Source organism: Amycolatopsis sp. NPDC004079, from assembly GCF_040610415.1.
GTDB classification, from domain to species: Bacteria; Actinomycetota; Actinomycetes; order Mycobacteriales; family Pseudonocardiaceae; genus Amycolatopsis; species Amycolatopsis halotolerans.
In genome coordinates this window covers 1-21,826 of the sequence record NZ_JBEXMH010000002.1, presented here as the reverse complement: position 1 = coordinate 21,826, position 21,826 = coordinate 1, and the positions used below count along the sequence as shown (strand labels likewise).

The 21,826-nt window shown below is 68.7% G+C and carries 13 protein-coding genes; 4 read left to right on the top strand and 9 right to left on the bottom strand.

Annotation, left to right across the window (positions count from 1 at the left end; genetic code table 11):
- Positions 1-23: 23 nt before the first annotated feature.
- From ABZX37_RS02230 to ABZX37_RS02220, 3 genes are read right to left on the bottom strand one after another with little or no spacing between them, the layout of a single operon-like run.
- Positions 24-1,004 (bottom strand): glycosyltransferase, encoded by a 981-nt coding sequence (locus tag ABZX37_RS02230; protein ID WP_354735151.1) that lies wholly within the window; start codon positions 1,002-1,004, stop codon positions 24-26.
- A gap of 41 nt (positions 1,005-1,045) precedes the next feature.
- Entirely contained in the window at positions 1,046-1,375 is a 330-nt protein-coding gene (locus ABZX37_RS02225; RefSeq protein ID WP_354735150.1) for a MerR family transcriptional regulator, read from the bottom strand.
- Positions 1,376-1,383: 8 nt separating this feature from the next.
- Positions 1,384-2,205: an MBL fold metallo-hydrolase gene (locus tag ABZX37_RS02220; protein WP_354735149.1), complete on the bottom strand. Its 822-nt coding sequence runs from the start codon at positions 2,203-2,205 to the stop codon at positions 1,384-1,386.
- 90 nt (positions 2,206-2,295) lie between these two features.
- On the opposite strand from ABZX37_RS02220, the gene ABZX37_RS02215 reads away from it, so the two are divergent.
- The gene (locus ABZX37_RS02215) at positions 2,296-2,898 is read left to right on the top strand and encodes a TetR/AcrR family transcriptional regulator (RefSeq protein WP_354735148.1); all 603 of its coding nucleotides are present in this window, start codon (positions 2,296-2,298) and stop codon (positions 2,896-2,898) included.
- Positions 2,899-3,083: 185 nt separating this feature from the next.
- Here ABZX37_RS02215 and ABZX37_RS02210 read toward each other — a convergent pair whose 3' ends face one another.
- The 3 genes from ABZX37_RS02210 to ABZX37_RS02200 form a co-directional block, all read right to left on the bottom strand.
- Entirely contained in the window at positions 3,084-3,353 is a 270-nt protein-coding gene (locus ABZX37_RS02210) for a hypothetical protein (RefSeq protein WP_182891233.1), read from the bottom strand.
- Positions 3,354-3,462: 109 nt separating this feature from the next.
- A complete protein-coding gene (locus ABZX37_RS02205; protein WP_354735147.1) occupies positions 3,463-4,245 on the bottom strand; it encodes an alpha/beta fold hydrolase in 783 nt (260 codons plus the stop codon).
- Between the two features lie 195 nt (positions 4,246-4,440).
- Positions 4,441-5,766, bottom strand: a complete 1,326-nt coding sequence (locus tag ABZX37_RS02200; RefSeq protein ID WP_354735146.1) for a DUF222 domain-containing protein — start codon at positions 5,764-5,766, stop codon at positions 4,441-4,443.
- Positions 5,767-6,055: 289 nt separating this feature from the next.
- Here ABZX37_RS02200 and ABZX37_RS02195 point away from each other — a divergent pair, with 289 nt between their 5' ends.
- Both ABZX37_RS02195 and ABZX37_RS02190 read left to right on the top strand, forming a co-directional pair.
- Positions 6,056-8,644: a LuxR C-terminal-related transcriptional regulator gene (locus ABZX37_RS02195; RefSeq protein ID WP_354735145.1), complete on the top strand. Its 2,589-nt coding sequence runs from the start codon at positions 6,056-6,058 to the stop codon at positions 8,642-8,644.
- Positions 8,645-8,667: 23 nt separating this feature from the next.
- Entirely contained in the window at positions 8,668-8,811 is a 144-nt protein-coding gene (locus ABZX37_RS02190) for a LuxR C-terminal-related transcriptional regulator (protein WP_354735144.1), read from the top strand.
- Positions 8,812-8,882: 71 nt separating this feature from the next.
- On the opposite strand, the gene ABZX37_RS02185 is transcribed toward ABZX37_RS02190, so the two are convergent.
- The 3 genes from ABZX37_RS02185 to ABZX37_RS02175 form a co-directional block, all read right to left on the bottom strand.
- Positions 8,883-9,842, bottom strand: a complete 960-nt coding sequence (locus tag ABZX37_RS02185; RefSeq protein ID WP_354735143.1) for an NAD-dependent epimerase/dehydratase family protein — start codon at positions 9,840-9,842, stop codon at positions 8,883-8,885.
- Between the two features lie 75 nt (positions 9,843-9,917).
- On the bottom strand, positions 9,918-11,210 hold the full coding sequence (locus ABZX37_RS02180) for a nucleotide sugar dehydrogenase (protein WP_354735142.1): 1,293 nt from the start codon (positions 11,208-11,210) through the stop codon (positions 9,918-9,920).
- Positions 11,211-11,275: 65 nt separating this feature from the next.
- Positions 11,276-11,959: a PIG-L family deacetylase gene (locus tag ABZX37_RS02175; protein WP_354735141.1), complete on the bottom strand. Its 684-nt coding sequence runs from the start codon at positions 11,957-11,959 to the stop codon at positions 11,276-11,278.
- Between the two features lie 248 nt (positions 11,960-12,207).
- Here ABZX37_RS02175 and ABZX37_RS02170 point away from each other — a divergent pair, with 248 nt between their 5' ends.
- Positions 12,208-21,657, top strand: coding sequence for an SDR family NAD(P)-dependent oxidoreductase (locus tag ABZX37_RS02170; RefSeq protein ID WP_354735140.1), 9,450 nt, complete (start codon positions 12,208-12,210; stop codon positions 21,655-21,657).
- The last annotated feature ends 169 nt before the right edge of the window (positions 21,658-21,826 follow it).

The following is a 21,826-nucleotide window of genomic DNA, read 5'->3' as shown; positions in this document are numbered from 1 at the left end:
CCGCCGACCCGCGCGGGCGGCCGCTACCTGTCCTCCGCCCACCGCGGCAGATCGCGGGCAACCTCTCCTGGCGACGGCATGCGCGCGATCTCCTCGGCGATCGCCCGCGCCGCGTCCCGGTGCCCGCTGCGCCGCGACAGCAGTTTCCGTACGCCCTCGGCAACGCCGTCCGCATTCAGTTCTCCGGGCAGAATGCTCAACGCAGCTCCCGTAACGCTGAGGGCCTCCGCATTAGCGAACTGGTCCGCTCCCTGCGGCAGAACCAGTTGCGGCACCCCGACCGCGAGCGCGCCGAGCGTCGTACCGCTACCGCCGTGATGCACGACCGCGTCGACATGCGGCAACAACTCCGCCTGCGGCACCCAACGATGGACCGTGACATCTTTCGGCATCGCCCCGAGTTGGACGTTCCCCGCCGCGACCACCACGTCGATGCCGAGCGTCGCCAAGCCCTGGACAGCGGTGGTGAGCACTTCCGCCGTGCCGAATGCAGTGCCGAGCGTCAGATAGACCAGCGGCCGAGACGTTCTCCCGACGCGCCACCCCGGCAGCGGTTCGGAATAGGCAACCGGCCGCAGCTCAATCCGCTCAGCGGTCGCGAGAAAGTCCTTGTCCTGCAAGGACGGCGGACAAATGTCGAGATGCCGCCGATCCAGAGCAGGCCGCTCCAGCCCGATCCCGTCGGGAAACAGGCGGCCGAACCCGTGCCAGAGACCGGGAATCCCCGCCCGTTGCGCCGCGATCGCCGGACCCGGCTGCCCCCATTCGTGGACGACGAGGTCGGGCCGCAGCCGCGCCAGGTCGGGTTCGAGGTCCTCGGCGTAGATCTCGTAGAACGAATCCGCGGGCCGGAAAGGCCGTAACCCGTTGCGGCGCAAGGACGCGTGGACGTTCTCACCTGCTGCGAAATGCACCTCGTGCCCGGCCTCCTTGACGGCGACCGCGAGCGGGATGAGCGGGTAGGTGTGACCTACCGACGCGAGGCTGGCAAAGAGCACGCGCACCGCTGACCGACTCCCTTCGAGTCCGATGCCACAATCAGATGTTATGAACATCTGAAAGGATAGTAGCCTGCTCGCAGTCCGCGTGGCCAGCCTCTTTCAGCGAGCCGCGTCGCCGGGACCGGTAAGGAAGACCGGCTGGCCTCCGTTTGCCACTGGGTCTCGTCGGCGTAGATCCCGCCAGCGGGACCAGTGTGGTTCAGATGTTGCGCGGCCAGCACCGCGCGGATCTCCTCCAGCGGCATGCCCAGTTCGCGGAACCGGCGGATGACCTGGGCGGCAGGCAACTGGTCGGCGGTGTAGCGCCGGTAACCGGTGTCCGGATCCACGTCGGCCGGTTCGAGCAGCCCGGCCTGGTGGTAGTGGCGCAGCATTTTGACGGTCAGATGGGTTGCGCGGGAGAAGTCCCCGATGGACCGGCCGTGTCCGCCAGGTCCAGCCATTCCCCGACGGGCAGCACCCGTGAGCGCCGTCCGGCATGCAGGCGGAACTCGGCCTCCGGGTCGGAAACCTCGACGTAGCCCGCGATCTTGTCCGGCTGCTCGGCCTCGTAGTGCATCGGGACCGCGTACCGAGCGTCGAGGATTTCCGCGGCCGCTGCGGCTTGCCTGGGGTCCATCGCGGCGGGCAGCGGACTCGGCGGCTGGAGGTGCGGCGCGTCGACCACTGCGCCGTTGGCAGGGAGGAATGCCGCGTCGAAGGGGCTGAAGCGGCGCGCGATGAGCCACCAGTAGCCGTGGAACATCGTGTCTCCGCCGTGGAAAACGCGCTGCCCGTCGGCCTCGACGACCCAGTTCAGTTGCGGGTCGCCCAGTCCGTCGACGGCGGGGACCGCGGTGGCGCGGAACGGTCCGATCTCGCGAGTGGACCAGGGATCCACGACTTCGGCGGCTAATCGGTGCAGGGTCAGCTCGTGTTCGGCGGGCAGGGTGGTGACGTTGTCCACGTCGTCGCCGTGGCCGGGTGCTGGTCGGAGCACTGGCGCTGCGGGTGCCAGCACGTCCGCGAGTGCGGCGGCGTCGGTGTGGTCGCGGTGCAGATGGGAGACCAGCGCGGCAGTGACTTTCCCGCTCGGCGCCGCCAGTCCTTCGCCGGACTTCCATCCGGTGAACAGCGGTGACAGGTCCCGGACGTAGTCGATCACCAGGCGCCCGTCGCCCGCCTCGATCTCCAGCCCGGCCCAGCCCAGTCGTCGCAACCGCATCTCATGCTCCTTGGTCTCGGTGGTCACCGGAAATTTAGCGTACGGACGTTCGCTAATCAATAGTGAACGTCCGTACGCTATCCTTGGCGCATGTCACCGCGACGTTCAGCGGCCGAAGCGCAGGCCACCAGGGGTCGGATTCTCGAGCGCGCGGCCGAGATCGCCTCCGAGGAAGGGCTGGACGGGATCACGATCGGCCGGCTCGCCGACGAGCTGGAGATGAGCAAGTCCGGGGTGCACAAGCACTTCGGCACCAAAGAGACGCTGCAGATCTCCACGCTGGACAAGGCATTCGTGGACTTCTGGCACCGGGTGGTGGAGCCCGCGCTGCCCGAACCGCCAGGACTGCGGCGGCTGCGCGCGGTGTGCGCCAACTCCGTGGACTACCTGGAAACGCCGCTGCTCCCCGGCGGCTGCCTGATGACCGCGGCGCTCACCGAGTACGACGGCCGCCCCGGGCGGGTCCGCGATGCAGTAGCCGAGGTGTGGTCGCGCTGGCGGGAGCAGCTGCGGGCCGACTTGGCGGCGGCGGTGGAGAACGGGGAGTTGCCTGCTGGATTCGACGTCGAGCAGGCGTTGTTCGAGATCATCGCGGCAGGGCTGGCGCTGAACGCGGCTATGCAGCTGCAGCATGACCGGGCGGCCGCGGGGCGGGCTCGTCGGGCGATCGAGCGGGCTTTGGAGCAGTCCTGAGGCCTGGGTTTGGCGGGGACGCTTGATCCTTCTGGAGGGCGAGACCGCGTTTGGGCAGCGGCTGCCGGTGTCTCCCGCGCAGGGCTGGGGTTCCGCGGTGCGCGTCTTATTGCGGCGCAGCAGCGAAGTTCGGCTGTGAACCGCTGCGGTTGGCCCGCTGTCCGCTGGCCTTGAGCCGATTCCGGTTACGACTCGGTGGCCATGCCCAGCGAGCACAGCGAACCGGCCAGGGCGATCAGGTCGTAGCGGGTGTCGTCTTCGTTCGTTTCCCACAGGGCGGAGAGGGTGGTGGCGGCCTGGTCGACGTCGCCGTTGTGCTGCTTCAGGGCGATCCACATCGCGGCGGCCACCGGCTCGCATTCGATGTGGCGGTTGGTCGTGCGGCAGGTCAGCTCCAGGTGGCCGTTGGCGAGCATGCGCTGGGTGACGCCGGGGGCGGTGGTGATCGCCATCATGATGGCCTCCTGGTTGAGGGGGTGTTTCCTTGATGTACCTAGTTTCTCGGAACCGGCGGGCCGGAACCATGGGGTGTGCTCCTGAAGCTTCCCTGGGGTTTCCCCACCCTTATCCCCGGCAGATTCCCGGTTGCCATCCGGCCAGGGTTGTGGTGATCGTCTTCAGGACGGCGTTGAGCTGGTCGTTCAGGTAAAAGTGGCCGCCGGGGAAGATCTTGACCTGGCAGGCGCCGGTGGTGTGGTCGCGCCAGGCACCGGCCTCGTCCAGGTCGGTTACCGGGTCCGCGTCGCCGACGAGGACTTGGATCGGGCAGCTTGGCTCCAGACCTGGTTCATGCCGGTAGGTTTCGACGGCGGTGTAGTCGCCCCGGATTGCGGGCAGGACCATGCGCAGCAACTCGTCGTCGCCCAGGACGCCGGCGTCGGTGCCGCTGAGTTGCTTGAGCGCGGCGATCAGGCCGTCGTCGTCGCGTTGGTGGATGAACTCGATCCGTTGCGCGGACGGGGCCCGGCAGGCGGAGGCGAAGAGCCCTAGCGGCGGATGGCCTTGCGCCTCCAGCCGGCGGGCCACCTCGTAGCCGACGGTGGCGCCCATGCTGTGGCCGAACAGGGCCACTGGCAGGTCGGACCAGTCGGACAGGTCGTCGGTGATCGCGTCGGCGATGGCGGCGACTGTGTCCAGGCATGGTTCGGTGCGCCGGTCCTGGCGGCCGGGGTACTGGACGGCGACCACCTCGAAGTCCTGCCCCGCTGCGGTTGCGGAGAGCGGGAAGTAGGCGGTCGCCGAGCCGCCGGCGTGCGGGAGGCACACCAGACGCACCCGTGCCTGGTCGGTCGGGTGGAAACGGCGGATCCACCGGCTTGTGCGTGCGTTCGCGGGTGTTTCGTCCACTGCAGTCACAAAACCAGGAGTGTTCGGGGCGGGGCAGCGTGGGACAACCCCTAGTGGCCTGGGGCTGGGCTGAGGAGGGGTGGCGTTGGCGAAGGTGCACTGAGCGTCGGGTTTGAGCGCGCCCAGGCAGGGGCCATCGCCCGGACTCGCTGGGGCGGGTGCGAGTCCGGGTACAGGTGGCGTCGGGTGTGGCGGTCATGAGGCTGCGGCCGACGGGTGTGGAGCGGCAGCCGGGCGTGGTGTCGCGGCTTGCCGTCGTGAGTGGCCCAGCGGGGTGGGTGGTGGGTTGTGGGCGGTGTTGCGCAGAGGTTTTTGCTCGGGGTCGAGGATGGACGGCGGGATCCAGTACACGACGCCGTCGCGGAGGAGGATTTGCCAGCCGCTGTGGTGCAGGAGGCGGTGGTGGCGTTCGCAGCATGAGGCGAGGTTGTCAAGGTCTGTCGCGCCTCCGTTGGCCCAGTGGACGATGTGGTGCGGGGTTGTCCACTTTGGACTGCGGTCGCAGCCGGGGAAGGTGCAGCCGCGGTCCCGGATTGCCAGGGCCCGTCGTTGGGCGTTCGTGGCGGTGCGGGCTGAGCGGCCTAGGTCTAAGACTTGGCCTTCGGTGCCCAGGACGGCGGGGTAGACCTTGGCGTCGCACAGGATGCGGCGCAGGTGGGAGGCGGGCAGGACGGATTCGTCGTCGGTGAAGACCGCTTTGGCTCTGCTTTGCAGGGTTTTCAGGTCGACGGTCACGGTGGCGACTGCTCGTTCGCCGGCTTTGGACGGCAGGTCGGGAGTGCGGGCGGCCAGGTCGACGATCGCGGCGATGGCGTCGCCGTGGCGTTCTGCTGGGGTGCGGGGGTCGGGGGTGTCCGGCGTGGTCGCGGGGTCTGGTGCGGCCAGGGGGACCAGCAGTTGCTCGATCAACGTGCCGGTTTCCTGGTCTACGTTGCCGGTGAAGCGGAAGCGGCCGGTTCGGGTCCAGTGCCAGCGGAATTCTCGCCACGGGCGCGCGGAGGCCGCATCCGAGCCCGCGTCCGCGTCCGGGTCCAAACCGGGCGCGGGTGAAGAGCCGGGCATCTCGGCAGGATCGTTGTCCCAGTAGATCTTCAGGCGGGTCGCGGCTCGGCGGACCGTGCCGGGGTTGGCCTGTGCGGCGAGGGTCACCAGGGTGTCTTCGGCGACGGTGTAGTCCTCGGGGGTCAGCCATCTCGGTGCGTCGGCCAGGAACTCGGCGATCACGGCTGCGTGCTGGGCGGTGATTTCGCCCTCGGTCAAGGCTTTCCAGGTCAGCGGCAGAGAGCCGGTGGCTTGGGCGAGCCGAGCGCGGGCCTCGCGGGGCGTCACGTGCAGGATCGTCGCCAGGTAGGCCGCGGTCGAGGAATAGCCCTCGGGTATGGCACCGCGGGATTCCACTTCCCGGATTGTCTCCAGTTGCGCGGCATACGCGGTGTTCTGCTGTCTTTGGGTGGTCAGGAGTCTGGTGGTCAGGTCCTGGTCTGACAGTTGCCAGGCCGGGAGCGTCGTAGTCGTGGACACCTCTCTATTTTCTCGAACGCACGTTCGATTACGCCATCGCTCGAATTGGTCAACCCCAACTGTGGAAGCAAGCGAAGCAAGATCACTGTCCGGAGCCAAAACGCAAGCTCACCCCAGAAAAGCCGCCCCTCGCGCGCAGCAGGCGCCGCAAGAAAAACCTGGCCGCCAAAAACGCAAAGTAGTCGTGATCACCTGATTGAGTGACTTTAGATCGCGGTTGGCTGTGCTTAGGGGGCGGCTGCGACTGTGGCACACGCAGGAAGATGACCGTTGGGTCGAGGAGCTTGCGATGGGCGTGAACTGGGGGCAGAACCGCCGCACCGAGCCGAACGAAGCAGTGTCCCTCCTTGAGGGCCTGCTGATCGAATGCGATGCGGGGGCAGGAGACACGGTATTGGTCGGCGGAGGACCGGCCAGCGGGAAAACACAGGTACAGAACCAAGTGGTGGCGCGAGCCCGTGAACTGGGCGTTTTGACGCTCACCGCGGCGGGGGCGGCCGACGAGCGCGACGTCGACGGCGGTGTGCTCGACCAGTTGCTGGCCAGTCCGGCGTTGCCGCGCGAAGTGTTGGCTGCGGCCGACGGCGAGGACCGGATCGCTGCGTTGTGCAGTGCGTTGCACCGGCTGGCGCGGGAGCGGTCGCTGCTGATCGCGGTCGACGATTTGCAGCACGTGGACGAGACGTCGGCGCGGTTGTTGCTGCGGCTGCAGCGGCGGGCGCGGTCGGCCGCGATGTTGCTGGTGCTGACGCAGCCGGACGGCTGGTACTCGGGCGAGGGCGTCGAATTCGCCGCGCAGCCGCATCGGTATGTGCATCTCACGCCGTTCACGGTGGAGGCGATCGCGCAGCTGGTCGCGGACCACGGCGACGCCGAGCGGATCCACGGGCTGAGCGCGGGGAATCCGTTGCTGGTCAGCGCATTGGTCGACGCATGTCGTAGCTCGGTGGACGACGGCGCGGTGTACTCCGATGCGGTGCAACGGCTTCTGCGTCGCTACGGTTCGCCGCTGCGGGAAGTGGCGACGGCGATCGCGGTGCTGGACACCGACGTGACCACGGACGCGGTGGCGACGGTCGCGGGCGTCGACCCGGTCGAGGCGGAGGCTTCCGCGGGGCTGCTCGTGGAGACTGGGCTGGTCGACGGGGTGCGCTTCCGGCAGCAGCCGGCCGCGGCGGCGGTCGTCGGCGGGTTGCGCGGGTCCGAGAAGGTGCAGCTGCACATCCGGGCCGCCGAGGTGAAGCACGCACGCGGGTTGTCGGCTCCGGAGGTCGCGCGGCACCTTGTGGCGGCGGGCGAAGCTCAGGCGGAGTGGGCGTTGCCGGTGCTGGTCGCGGCGGCGGAGCAGGTGATGCTCGGCGACGACGTCGACTTCGCCACCCGCTGCCTGCATCTCGCGGCATCGACGACCACCGCGTCCTGGGAGCAGCAGATGATTTCGCAGCTGCTGGCCAAGATCACCTGGCGGGTCAACCCGGCGGCGGCCGCACCGCATCTCGCAGCGTTGCGCGACGCTGGTTCGCTCGATCAGTCGGACCGGATCGCGCTGGTGCGCCAGTCATTGTGGTTCGGTGACCGGGAAACGTTCGAGTCCGCGCTGGTCCGGTTGGGCGACGACCTCGAACCGCTGCACCCGCGCACAGCCGCCGAACTGACTCTCGCCGCGCATTGGCATTACGGCACGGCACCGCAGCTGTCGGTCGACGCGTCGGATCCCTGGATGCGCACGGCCACCACGCTCGCGTCGGTATGGCAGGTGGGCGGCAGCGAAGAGACTTCGGTGTGCGCGGAGCGGATTCTGCAGAACTGCCGACTCTCGGACACTTCGCTGGAAGCGTTGGCCACGGCCATTCTCGCGCTCGCGTACGACGGCAAGGCGGACCGCGCGGAAGGCTGGTGCTCTTCGCTGGCCGAGGAGGCCGAGTATCGCGGCGCGGTGACGTGGAAGGCGATGCTCGACGCTATCGGCGCGAGTCTGCTGCTGCGTCGCGGCGAACCGGCCGAAGCGGCTGAAGCGGCGAGCCGTGCGCTCGCGCTGCTTGACGAACCGAACTGGGGCGTCGCGATCACGTACCCGCTGGCGACGATGCTGACCGCGTACACCGCGGCAGGCGCGTTCAAGGCCGCAGCAGCGGTGTTGCGACACGCTCTGCCTGAAACGGTGTACACGACACTCGGCGGCGTACGGTTCCTCAGGGCGCGCGGGCAGTTCCACCTGGCCACGAACCGCGGGCTCTCCGCGGTGAGCGATTTCCAGCAATGCCAACGCATTCTTCGTGACCGCAACCTCGACCTGCCCGCGGTGGCACCGTGGCGGACCGACCTCGCCGAGGCGAATCTGCGGCTGCGCAACCCGACCCTGGCGGTCGAGCTGGCGAAGCAGCAGCTGGCGGACACGACGGACGCGTTCTCGCAGGCAGTGGCGCTGCGGGTGCTGGCGTTCGCCGGGGACACCGGTGCGCGGTCCGGTCTGCTGAACCGGGCGGCGGAGGCGTTCAAGGAATCCGGCGACCGGCTCGAGCTGGCCCGCACGGTCCGCGCGATCAACCAGCTCGGCCAGCGCGCGGAACGCTCGGCGGGCCTGGTGAAACCGGTGCAGGTGCCGCGGCAGCCGATGCGTCCGCTCGCGCCTCGTCCGGTCGCGTCGAGACCCGAGCCGCCTCGCGCGGATCCGGAGGGAGTGGCGGCGACCGCGCTCAGCGAGGCCGAACTGCGCGTCGCGGAGCTCGCGGCGCACGGGCGGACCAACCGCCAGATCGCCGAAACGCTGTACATCACGGTGTCCACTGTGGAGCAACACCTGACCAGGGTGTACCGGAAACTCGGCGTGGCGGGGCGGAGTGCGCTAGCCGGAGAGCTGGCCGGTGCCGGGCAGTGATGGAAAAACTCACGGGAGCAAGGGTGCTGACCGACGTAGAGCTGCGAGTCGCGGAGCTCGCCGCGCAGGGCACGCCGGTGGCGGTGATCGCGGAGGTACTGGGAGTGTCCGCGAACACCGCCGCCAGCCACCTGACAGCCGTCTACGTCAAGCTCCGAAACGTGTGAAGGGCCTCCCGCGCGAACTCCGCGAGAGGCCCTTCACCGGAACCGGAGCAGGAACCAGAACCGGCAACAGCTCAGGATCGGCGGTCAGCAACCACCGCTTCGATGATGTCGTCCAGCGAACGCGTCGGCACGAAGCCGATCTGGTTGTACGCGCGGGTGCAGTCGGGAATGCGACGCTGCATGTCCTCGTACCCGTCGCCGTACGCCTCCTCGTACGGCACCTTCGTGATGGTGCTGCTCGAACCGGTCGCGCCGATCACGCGCTCGGCCAGCTGCGAGATGGTGGTCTGCTCGTTGCTGCCGAGGTTGAACACCTTGCCGTACGCGGATTCGTCGGCGAGCAGGTCCGCCAGCGCGGGCACGACGTCCTGCACGTGGCAGAAGCAGCGGGTCTGCTGTCCGTCGCCGAAGACCGTGATCGGCTCGCCGGCCAGCGCCTGCGTCACGAAGCGCGGGATGACCATGCCGTAGCGCCCGGTCTGGCGCGGGCCGACGGTGTTGAACGGCCGCACGATCACCGTGCGCAGGCCGTGTTCCACCGCGTACAGATGGGCGAACGTCTCGTCCAGCGCCTTCGCCTCGGCGTAGGACCAGCGGTTCTTCAGCGGCGACCCGATGATCCGGTCGTCGTCCTCGCGCAGCCCGTCGGCGGTGTTCTTGCCGTAGATCTCGCTCGTGGACGCGACGAGGATGGGCACGTCGTGCCGCAATGCCGCGTCGAGCATGTTCTCCGTGCCGTGCAGGTTGGTGCGCAGGCTGTCCATGGTCTTGTCGAGGATGGTGAACACGCCCACCGCGGCGGCGAGGTGGAAGATCGCGTCGATGCCCGCCATGCACGATTCGACCGCGTTCGGGTCGGTGATCGAGCCGCGCACGAAGCGGAATCCGGGGTGTCCGGCGAAGCCGGTGAGGTTGTCCAGGGTGCCGGTGCTGAGGTTGTCGAGTGCGACGACCTCGTCGCCGCGGGCCAGCAGGTGCTCGGTGAGGTGGGAGCCGATGAACCCGGCGCCTCCGGTGATGAGGTAACGCACAGCGATTTCCTTTCAGTGTCATGTGGGGCTGCGCCCCAGGCCGGGGGCTCCGCCACCCGGAACCCCCGCAAAGAATCAGTTCGCGAAGAGCGCGCGGTCGAAGCGGTAAGTGGCGTCGATGACAGTCGGGCAGTCGGCGAGCCATTCGTAGTCGTGGCCCGGCTGGACGGTGTGGATGAGCGCGACGTCCCAGTCCTGGCCTTCCGGCTCAGGGACAGTGTCGAGCGAACCGCCGGTGACCCGGACGTTCGGGACCAGCGGGTCGTAGTAGCCGACCTTCGCGCCCTTCGCGGCGAGAAGGTCGAGGATGTCGAGCGCGGACGAAGAACGCACGTCCTGCACACCGGGCTTGTACGTCACGCCTACCACCAGCACGCGCGTACCCGCCATGCCCTTGCCTTCGCGCGACAGTGTGTTCAGTACGCGGTCGACAACCTGCTTCGGCCGCTCCGCGATGGCGTGCATCGCCTGGGTCACCAGCGGTGCGTTGCTCTGCGTCGCGCGCAGCTGCCACAGCAGGTAGTGCGGGTCGCAGGGGATGCAGTGGCCGCCGACACCGGGGCCGGGGTGGAAGGCCATGAAGCCGTAGGGTTTGCTGGCCGCCGCGTCGATGACCTCGATCGGGTCGATCGCGAAGCCGTCGCTGATCTCGGCAAACTCGTTGGCCAGCGCGATGTTCACCGCGCGGAACGTGTTTTCGTACAGCTTGGTCATCTCCGCCGCTTCCGGCGAGCTGACGCAGTGCACGCTCGGGGTGAGCACGTTGATCACGCGCTGCGCCATCGCGGTGCACACCGGGGTCACGCCGCCCAGCACGCGCGGCGTCTCGGACTGGGTGTGCGTGACGTTGCCGGGGTCGATCCGCTCCGGGCTGGACGCCACGAACAGGTCGCGGCCGATCGTGAATCCCTTGGCCACCAGCGGTTTCACCAGCAGCCGGTTGGAGGTGCCGACGTAGCTGGTTGAGGTCAGGATGAACGTCTGGCCGCGGCGGGCGTTCGCGACCAGTGCCGCGCACGCCGCCTCGAGCGGGCCGAGGTCCGGCATCAGGTACTCGTCGAGCCCGGTCGGCACGCACACCAGCACCGCGTCCGCCTCCGCCATCCGCGCCGAGTCCGTGGTGAGCTGGAAGTCCTCCTGGTGCACGGCTTTCTCGAGCCTGCGGTGGTCGGCCTCGATGAGGTCGACCTCGCCGGTGCGGATCGAGTCGAGCCGGTTCTGCGAAAGGTCGATGCCGATCACGCCGACGCCGCCGGCGTGCAGGCCGAGCGCGGTCGGCAGGCCGACGTAGCCCATCCCGATCACCGCGACCGACGTCAGTTCGTTCCGTTCGGCGATGGTCTCGAATTCAGCGACAGTACTGGTCATTCCTGGTCACCCGTTTCTGGATGGGCTGTGGGAAAAGTGAGTGGAAAAAGCGGAGGAAAACGCGGTCATCGGACCGAACGGACGATTTCGAAGGCCTCGGCGAGGCCGGCGCTGACCTGCGAGCCGCGGTATTCGGCCAGGGCGCGGACGCCGCGTTCGCTGCGCGGATTCGGCCACGGCTCGAGTTCCTTGCCGTAGGCGCGCAGCGCTTCGATTTTGCGTTCGAGGTGGCTTTCGTCGAGGATCTGCCAGCAGTTCGGCCGGAACGTGACCGGCAGCCCGGAGGCCTCTCCGACGTCGGTGGCGGAGCGGATCTCGAAGGTGCGGACCTCGCGCACCGGGCCCTTGCCCGGCCGTCCGGCGACCCGCGCGGCGCGGCTGACCAGCGCGTGGTCGGTGCTCAGGTCGCACATGCTCGTGGCGAAAATGGTGTCCGGCTCGAATTCGCGGACCTCGCGCTCGACGACCTGGTTCAGTTCGAGGTGGCTGACCGTGTCGAGCCGGTTGTCGCCGAATTCGTGGACTCGCACGCGCTCGATGCCGAGCGTTTTCGCGGCCAGTTCGATCGCGTCGGCGCGATTGGTGACCTCGGCGCCGGCGGCCGAACGCGAACCGTCGTCGTTGGTGAGAATGCAAAGCGAAACGGTGACGCCCTCGTCGGCGAGCCGGGCGATAGTCCCGCCCGCGCCGAGCGTTTCGTCGTCGCCGTGGGCTCCCACCACCAGCAGCCTGCGTGTCAACGTGTGCATACGATTCCCCAGTCCTTGTCCGGGCGGTGAAACCCCCAGCGGAAACGAGCCGTGCGAAATGGCTTGGAACGCCAGCAAAATCTGACATCCGCCGGTGCGGGCGACAACCCCTAAAGACCGTCTAAAGCGGACCTTGGCCGGGCGGGCGGACGGGCGCGGCAGGGGCCGTTAGGGGTGGGTCGCCGCGCGGGCGCGCTCGTATCGTCACGACGTCGGGCGAGCATGCGACGCGGAAGGAACGTGGGCACGTGGGCAACTCCGAGGAGAAGCTGGTCGGTGCGCTCCGGGCTTCGGTGAAGGAAACCGAGCGGTTGCGCGAGAAGAACCGCAAGCTCACCGAAGCCGCACGGGAGCCGATCGCGATCGTCGGGATGGCCTGCCGGCTTCCCGGCGGCGCGGGCACCCCGGAAGCGTTGTGGGAACTGCTGTCCGGGGGCGTCGACGCGATCGGCGAGTTCCCGTCGAACCGGGGCTGGGACCTCGAACGGCTTTACGACCCGACCGGGCAGCGGCCGGGTTCGAGTTATGTGCGCGAGGGCGGATTCCTGCACGACGCGCTCGATTTTGACGCCGACCTGTTCGGCATCAGCCCGCGCGAGGCGCTGCTGATGGACCCGCAACAGCGGCTGCTGCTCGAAACGTCCTGGGAGGCGTTCGAGCGCGCGGGGATCGCGCCGCATTCGGTGAAGGGCAGTCCGACCGGCGTTTTCGCGGGCACGATGTACCACAACTATCAGGGCAGCTACGGTTCTTCCGGCGTCATTTCCGGCCGCCTCGCCTACACTTTCGGGCTCGAAGGACCCGCGGTGACCATCGACACCGCGTGCTCGTCCTCGCTCGTCGCGCTGCACTTGGCGGTGCAGGCGCTGCGCAACGGTGAATGCACGCTCGCGCTCGCCGGCGGGGTCTCGGTGATGTCGACGCCGCGCACGTTCGTCGAGTTCTCCCTCGACGGCACGCTCGCCCGCAGTGCCCGCTGCCGTACCTTCGCCGACTCGGCGGACGGTACCGGCTGGTCCGAGGGTTGCGGCATGCTGCTGGTCGAGCGGCTGTCCGACGCGCGGCGCAACGGGCACCCGGTGCTGGCGATCGTCCGCGGCACCGCGATCAACCAGGACGGCGCGTCCAACGGCATGACCGCGCCGAACGGGCCCGCGCAGCAGCGCGTGATCCGGCAGGCGCTGGCGAACGCGCGGCTGCGGCCGGACGAGATCGACGTCGTCGAGGCGCACGGTACCGCGACCAAATTGGGCGACCCGATCGAAGCGCAGGCGCTGCTCGCGACGTACGGCCAGGAGCGCGAAGAGTCCCTGTGGCTGGGGTCGATCAAGTCGAACGTGGGACACACACAGGCCGCGTCCGGCGTTGCTGGCGTGCTGAAGATCGTGCTGGCGCTGAACAACGACCTGCTGCCGAAGACGCTGCATGTCGACAAGCCGACTCGGCACGTGGACTGGGCCTCGGGCAAGGTCGAGCTGCTGACCGAGGCCCGGCCGTGGGAGCGCGGGGAACAGCCTCGGCGCGGTGCGGTGTCGTGCTTCGGGCTCAGCGGGACCAACGCGCACATCATTATCGAGGAAGCACCGGCGCCAGATGCGGTGGAAAGTCCGCGCGACGAGGCGGCGATTCCGGTGGTCGTTTCCGGTCGGACGCCGCAGGCATTGCGGGCGCAGGCAGCGCGACTGGCTGAACACCTTGCGGCACAACCGGAACTGGACCTGCTCGACGTCGCCGCCACCTTGGGCGCGTCGCGGACGCATCTCGACCACCGGGCTGCGGTGATCGGGAAGTCCATTGAGGACGTTCTGCCCGCGTTGAACGCGCTCGCGAACGGTGAGCTGGGCGCGGTGAGCGGCCTGGCGCGCGGCGAGGCGTCGCTGGCGTTCCTGTTCTCCGGCCAGGGATCTCAGCGGGTCGGGATGGGCGGTCAGCTGGAGGTCTTCCCGGTCTTCGCTGAGGCTTACGCGGCGGCGTGCGCGGAGCTGGACCGGCATCTCGACCGGCCGATCCGTGAAGTGATCGACGGTGCCGCGGACGTGCTGGCGCAGACCGCGAACACCCAAGCCGCGCTGTTCGCGTTCGAGGTCGCGCTGTTCCGGCTGGTTGAATCGTGGGGCCTTACTCCGGCTGCCTTGTGTGGACACTCCATCGGCGAGCTTGCTGCCGCACACTGTGCGGGCGTGTTCTCGTTGGCTGACGCGGCAAAGCTGGTCGCCGCTCGCGGACGGTTGATGCAGGCGTTGCCGAAGGGCGGCGCGATGGTGGCCGTCGAAGGAACTCCGGAGGAGGTCGCGGAGCACGATCCACAAGGGACGGTCGATGTCGCCGCGGTGAACGGGCCGCGTTCCGTGGTGGTGTCCGGTGCTGAGGACGCCGTCGTAGCGGTGGCCGCGAAGTTCAGCGACGCCGGGCGGCGGACGACGCAGCTCAAGGTCTCGCACGCGTTCCACTCACGACTGATGGAGCCGATGCTTGCCGAGTTCCGGGCGGTTGCGCAGAGCATCGCTTACGCGCAGCCGACCATTTCGGTGATCTCCAGCGTGACCGGCGAAGAGGTCTACGCCGAGCTGACCGACCCCGAGTATTGGGTGCGCAATGTCCGCGAGCCGGTCCGTTTCGCTGATGCTGTCCGCACGCTTGCTGCCGAAGGGGTCAACCGGTTCCTCGAGCTGGGTCCGGACGCGCCGCTGACCGCCGTGGTCCCGCAGTCCGCCGGTGACGCGGTCGCCGTGCCGGGCCAGCGTCGTGACGTTCCCGAGGACGTGGCGCTGCTGACCGCGTTGGCGACGCTGCACGTCCGCGGCGTGGTGCCGAACTGGGCCGCGCACTTCGCCTCGCGGGGTGCGAGCCGGGCTGACCTGCCGACGTACGGCTTCCAGCACCAGCGTTACTGGCTGGAGGTGTCGTCCGAATCCGGGGATGTCTCGTCGATGGGCCTCGACCCGGTCGACCACCCGCTCCTCGGCGCGGCGACGTTGCTCGCCGACGCGGACGGCGTGGTGCTGTCCGGTCGCGTGTCCACGGCGACGCATCCGTGGCTGGCCGACCATGCCGTCGGCGGCTCGATCTTGTTGCCCGGCACGGCGTTTGTGGAACTTGCCGTGCGCGCCGGTGACGAGGTCGGCTGCGGTCGCGTCCAGGAGTTGACGCTGCACGCGCCCCTCGTGCTGCCCGCGAAGGGTGCGGCGCGGATCCAGGTGCGCATCGGAACTCCGGCTGCGGATGGGTCCCGGCCGATCAGTGTCCACTCGCGACCCGACGATCTTGCCACCGCTGTCGGCTGGACCCGGCACGCGGACGGGACGCTCGCGTCCGCTGCTTCCGGGACGAACTTCGACCTCAGCGAATGGCCGCCGGCCGGTGCCGAGACGGTGGACGTCGAGGGGATGTACGACCTGCTGGCCGAGCACGGAATGGCGTACGGGCCGGTGTTCCAGGGGCTGCAGGCGGCGTGGCAGCGCGGCGAGGACGTGTACGCCGAGGTCGCGCTGCCTGAGCAGGAACGGATCGGGGCCGAGGCGTTCGGCCTGCACCCGGCGGTGTTCGACGCGACTCTGCACGCCGTGGGGCTCAGCGCGGCGGCCGGGGAAGGGACGACGCTGCCGTACGCCTGGTCCGAAGTGGAGCTTCTCGCGACCGGTGCGTCTTCGCTGCGAGTCCACGTGCGACCGACCGGTGAGCAGGCTGTCGAGCTGCGTCTTGCCGACAGCGCGGGCGCGCCGGTCGCGCGGGTCGGTGCGTTGAAGTTGCGGCAGATCAGCGAGGAACAGCTGGCAGCTGCGGCTCCGACTGGTTCGGACGAACTGTACGAAGTGGACTGGGTGCCGACGACTCTGCCGGACGCGCAGGAGGCCTACGAGGTCTACCGGGCGAAGGCCGGGAATGACGCGGCGAAGGCGAAAAAGGCCGTCCACAGTGCACTGTCCAAACTGCAGTCGGACGGCAAAGAAAAGCTTCTCGTAGTGACCGGCAACGACCTCGCCGGGGCTGCGGTGGCTGGCCTCGTCCGGTCCGCGCAGGTCGAGAATCCGGGCCGGATCGTGCTCGTCGAAGGCGACGCCAGCGACGAGCAGCTCGCGGCCATCGCGGCGGCGGACGAATCGGCGGTCCGGGTGTCCGGCGCCGAGGTGCGCGTGCCGCGTCTTGTCCGGGCGACGCCGGAGCTGGGGGAGCCGGTCGACTGGTCGGCCGGGACCGTGCTGCTCACTGGCGGTACCGGGGCGCTCGGCCGGATCGTCGCCACGCACCTCGCGAAGCAGGGCGCAAAGCGGTTGCTGCTGGTCAGCCGTCGTGGCGACCAGGCACCGGGCACTGCGGAACTCGTCGCGGAACTGACCGAACTCGGCGCGGAGACGACCGTCGCCGCGTGCGACCTCACCGATCGCCGGGCGGTGACGCGGCTGCTGAAGAAGCACCCGGTCGCCGCGGTGGTGCACGCTGCCGGTGTGTTGGACGACGGTGTGCTGCCGTCGATGACGCCGGAGCGGATCGACGGAGTCTTCAACCCGAAGGCACTCGCCGCCTGGCACCTGCACGAACTGGCTGGCGATGTCTCGGCGTTCGTCACCTTCTCGTCGGCCGCTGGCGTGCTCGGTGCTCCTGGCCAGGCGAACTACGCCGCCGCAAACGCTTTCCTCGACGCTCTCGCCGCGCACCGCCGCGCCGAAGGCAAACCGGCGCACTCGCTGGCTTGGGGCATGTGGGAATCGGCGGCCGGGATGGCTGGCGAAACGAACGGCAAGCGCGGGCTCGGCGCGTTCAGCGCGGCGGAGGGGCTGGCGCTGTTCGACACCGCGGTCAGCTCGACGGGCACGGTCTTCGTGCCGGTGAAGCTCGACCTGCCCGCGTGGCGCGAGGCTGGCGCGGTGCCGGACCTGCTGCGCGGTCTGGTCCCGGCGGCTCGGCGTACCGTCGCCGACCGGGAGGCCGGGACGGACTCGTTGCTGGGCAAGCTGGTCCGCCTTCCCGCCGACAAGCGGCTTGACCACCTGCGCGACCTGGTCATCGAGCACGCGGCGGCGGTGCTGGGGCACACGTCGACGGACATGATCGACGCCGACCGGGCGTTCAAGGACCTCGGCTTCGACTCGCTGACCGCGGTCGAGCTGCGCAACACGCTCAACGAGGTCACCGGCCTCAGCCTCACCGCGACGCTCGTCTTCGACCACCCGACCGCCGGCGACCTCGCCGCGCACCTTCACGACGAGCTGCTCGGCGACCTGGACACGGACGCGGCCGGGCCGGAGACCACCGTCGTGGGCAGCGACGAGCCGATCGCGATCGTCGGCATGGCCTGCCGGTTCCCCGGCGGGGTGACCACGCCGGACGAGCTGTGGCAGCTGGTCGCCGCCGGTCAGGACGGGACCAGCGACTTCCCGGCCGACCGCGCCTGGGACATGGACCACTGGCTCGAGCAGGTCGCGCCCGACGGCGGCACGCCGCGCGGCGGGTTCGTGCCGGACGCCACCGACTTCGACGCGGCGTTCTTCGGCATCAGCCCCAACGAGGCCGTGATGATGGACCCGCAGCAGCGGATGCTGCTGGAGTCGTCGTGGGTCGCGCTGGAGAACGCCGGGGTGGATCCGCTGGCGCTCAAGGGAAGCACGACCGGGGTGTTCGTCGGCGTGATGCAGTCCGACTACGACCCGGGCGACGCGCTCGAACAGGGCGGCGGGGCATATCGCGGGTCCGGTGCGCTGAGCAGCGTGGTCTCCGGGCGGGTCGCGTACGCGTTCGGTCTCGAAGGGCCGGCGGTGTCGGTGGATACCGCGTGCTCGTCGTCGTTGGTGGCCCTGCACCAGGCGACCCAGGCGTTGCGCGGTGGGGACTGCTCGCTCGCCTTGGTCGCGGGTGTCTCGGCGCTCGTTTCGCCGGCACCGTTCGCGCAGTTCCTTGACGGTGCTGTCGCGCGGGACGGCCGGTGCAAGCCGTACTCAGCCGCGGCCGACGGGTTTGGCTGGGGCGAGGGCGTCGGGGTGCTTGTGATCGAGCGGCTGTCTGACGCGCAGCGCAACGGGCACGACGTGCTGGCCGTGGTGAAGTCCAGCGCGGTCAACGCGGATGGTGCTTCCAACGGTCTCAACGCGCCCAGTGCTCCGGCTCAGGAGAAGTTGATCCGGCGGGCTTTGACGGCGGCTGGCCTGGTGGCGTCCGATGTGGACGCTATCGAGGGGCATGGCGCGAGTACTCCGCTGGGCGACCGGATTGAGACCGCTGCGCTGCTGGCCACTTACGGTCGGGAGCGGTCGGCGGACCGTCCACTGTGGCTTGGCTCGGTGAAGTCGAACATCGGGCACACTCAGGCGGCGGCGGGTGTTGCCGGGGTGATCAAGATGGTGCAGGCGATGCGGCACGGAGTGTTGCCGTCGACCTTGCACGTCACCGAGCCGACGCGCGATGTCGACTGGGCTGCCGGAACTGTGCGGCTGCTGGACGAGTCTCGGGACTGGCCCGAGGTGGATCGGCCGCGGCGTGCTGCGGTGTCGGCGTTCGGGTACAGCGGGACCAACGCGCACGTGATTCTGGAGCAGGCTCCGGAGGCGGTGGCGGAAGCGGCTGAGACGGTTGATTCCGGTGGTGTGTTGCCGCCGCTCGTGTTCTCGGCTCGCACTGCGGCGGCGCTTCCGGATCAGGCGAGGGCGTTGCTGGCGCACCTCGACGCGCATCCGTCGTTGGATGTCGTTTACTCGCAGGCTAATCGTCAGCCGTTGTTCTCGCATCGGGCAGCAGTGGTCGGTTCGGACGCGGCTGAGCTCCGTGCGGCGCTGGCGGCGTTGTCTACTTCGGACTCTGCGGTGACGGGACGTGCTCGCTCTGGTGGGCGGACTGCGTACCTTTTGCCGGGCCAGGGCAGCCAGCGGGCTGGGATGGGTGCGGAACTGTCCGCTGCGTTCCCGGTGTTCGCGCATGAACTGGAGCGGGTTGCGGCGAAGTTCGATCAGCATCTCGGGCGGTCGTTGCACACGGTGATGTTCGCTGAGGCTGGATCGGTCGACGCGCAGTTGCTCGACCGGACTCAGTTCAGCCAGGCCGCGGTGTTCTCGTTCTCCGTGGCGTTGTATCGGCTGCTGGAATCGTGGGGGCAGCGGCCGGAGGTACTCGTCGGGCATTCGGTCGGAGAGATCGCGGCCGCGCATCTGGCCGGGGTGTTCTCTTTGGACGACGCGGTGAAGCTTGTCGCGCACCGGGGTCAGCTGATGGCGGAGACTCGGACTGGTGCGGTGGTCGCGGTCGAGGCCAGTGCGGACGAGGTGCGGCCGTTGCTGGGCGAGGACGTTGCGCTGGCTGCGGTGAACGGGCCGCGGTCGGTGGTGGTGTCCGGTGTGGACGGTGCCGTCCAGGCGATTGTTGAGCACTTCGAGAAGCTTGGCCGGCGTACTAACCGGCTGGCGATCGATTGTGCGGTTCACTCGCCGTTGCTGGACGAGATTCTCGAAGAGCTGGAGGAGATCGCGCAGGAGTTGACGTTCGCGACGCCGACTGTGCCGGTGGTCTCGACGGTCACCGGTGCTGAGGTGACGGACGAGTTGTCCGATCCGGCTCACTGGGTGGCTAACTGCCGCAACACGGTTCGGTTCGCGGACGCGGTCAAGGCTTCGGGGGCGACTCGTTTTGTCGAGTTGAGTACGAATGGGGTGCTCACGGCGGCTGCTGAGGCTGTGATCGAGGACGCGGAGTTCGTTCCGGTGCTTCGACGCAATCGCGGTGAGGTCGCTTCGACGCTGCTGGCGGCTGGGCAGCTGCACGTCCTCGGCGCGGGGCTGGATGTTCGGCGGATGTTCTCCGGCCGAGCCGCGGCTACGGTTCCTTTGCCGCCGTACGCGTTCCACCGCACTCGGTACTGGCCGTCGGTGGACATGGAGGCTCGGCGGGCCGATGGGACTGGGCTCGCGACGTTGTTCGGGCCTGCGTTGACTGTCGCTGGATCGTCCACTGTGGTGTTGAGCGGGACGTTGCCTGCCGATGAAGCGTTCCCGGTAGCGGGCTTTGTGGAGTTGGCTACTCGGGCTGGGGACGAGGTCGGCTGCGGACGCGTGGTGCGGTTGACCGTTGAGTCGCCGTTGGCTTCTGCGCACGTGCAGATCGTGGTGGGCGAGCCGGATGACGCCGGGCAGCGTCCGGTGACTGTCCACTCGCGACACGACGGTGCGTGGACACGGCATGCCGAGGGGGTGCTGGCAGTGGACGACGGTGGTGAGCCGGAGGGCATTGGCCAGTGGCCGCCTGCTGGGGCGGAGCCGGTGAGTGCTGGGCGGCTGGACGCTGCTTGGACTGTTGACGGGGTGGTGTTCGGGGAGATCGAAGTCGCTCCGGACGAGCGGTTCGGGTTGTCGCCGGTGGTGCTTGACGCCGCGCTGTCCGCTGTGGGCGGGGATGCGGTGGAATGGCGGGACTTCCGGTTGTTCGCTACCGGGGCGGTGAAGCTTCGGGTTCGGGTGACTCCGGTTGCCGACGATCGGGTGGCGGTGTTGTTCGCTGATCGTTCTGGGCGGGCGGTTGCCGCGGCTGAGTCGGTGACGGTGCGGGAGCTGATGACTCCGGAGGCTGCCTCAGCGGGGCAGGCCGTGGTGAAGAAGCGGCGTGCGGTGGCTGACGATGTCTCGGAGTTGGAGCTCACCGAGAAGGGACTGCTGGCGTTCGTTTTGGAGCAGGTCGCTGGGCTGCTGGGGTATGCCGACGCTGCCGAGCTTGACGAGGACGCGCACTTCCTGGAGATCGGGTTCGATTCGCTGACCGCGGTTGAGTTGCGGAATCGGATCGGTGGGGTGGCGGGGGTTTCGTTGCCCGCGTCTGTTGCGTTCGATCATCGGACGCCGGCGGGGTTGGCGAAGCATTTGCTCGGCGTGTTGACCGGGCCCGCGGTTGAGACTGGCGGGGATCCGGTTACGGAGATGTTCTTCGAGGCTGTCCGGGGCGGGCAGGTCGAGAATGGTCTCGCGTTGCTGGGCGCGGCTGCGAAGTTGCGGCCGGTTTTCCATGGTGTGGCTGAGCTTTCGGAGGCGCCTCGGCCGGTGGAGTTGGCTGAGGGGCCTGCTGGGGTGAGGTTGCTGGCGGTTCCTACTCCGGCTGGGATGGGCGGGGCTTACCAGTACGCGAAGCTGGCGGCTCGGTTCCGGGGGGTTCGGGGGGTCGCTGCTCTGCCTACGCCTGGGTTTGTGGCTGGGGAGTTGTTGCCTGCCGATCTGGATTCGTTGCTGGATGTTTTGGCGGAGAGTGTCCGGCTTTCCGGGGATGGGCCGTTTGTTTTGGTGGGCCATTCGTCTGGTGGGGTTCTTGCTTATGCGCTGGCTTCCCGGGTGGGGGCGGCTGGGGTTGTGCTGCTGGACACCTATGCGATGGATGACGGTGGGGATGCCGGGGACACCGTTCGGGATATGGCCGCGGGGATGGTTGAGCGGGAGGAGCAGTTCGGGCCGTTTGATCGGGATAAGTTGACTGCGATGGCTTATTATCTCGGGTTGCTGGACGGGGTTCGGTTGCCTGAGGTTTCCGCGCCGGTGGTGTTGGTTCGGCCGGATCGGCGGTTTGTCATCGCTGGGGATTCCGCGGATCGGGCTGAGGAGGATCCTGGGTCGTGGCGGACTACCTGGGACCGGGCGGATGTTGTGGTTACTGTTCCCGGGGACCATTTCAGTATTGTTGATGCGGATGTGGAGACTACGGCTAAGGCTGTGGAGGGGTGGGTGGGTAGTCTCTGAGTTCTCTCTCGGGTGGCTCGTCGCCTGGCGGCGACATTGCGCCCGGGCGGCGGGCCACCACCCCGAAGTTTGAGTGTGTGAGGTTCCCCCGGTGTGCCGGACACCCTGATCCTTGGCTTCGGCTTGGGGAAGGATGTGTTTGTGTCTGGTTCGTCGAGGTATCCGCAAG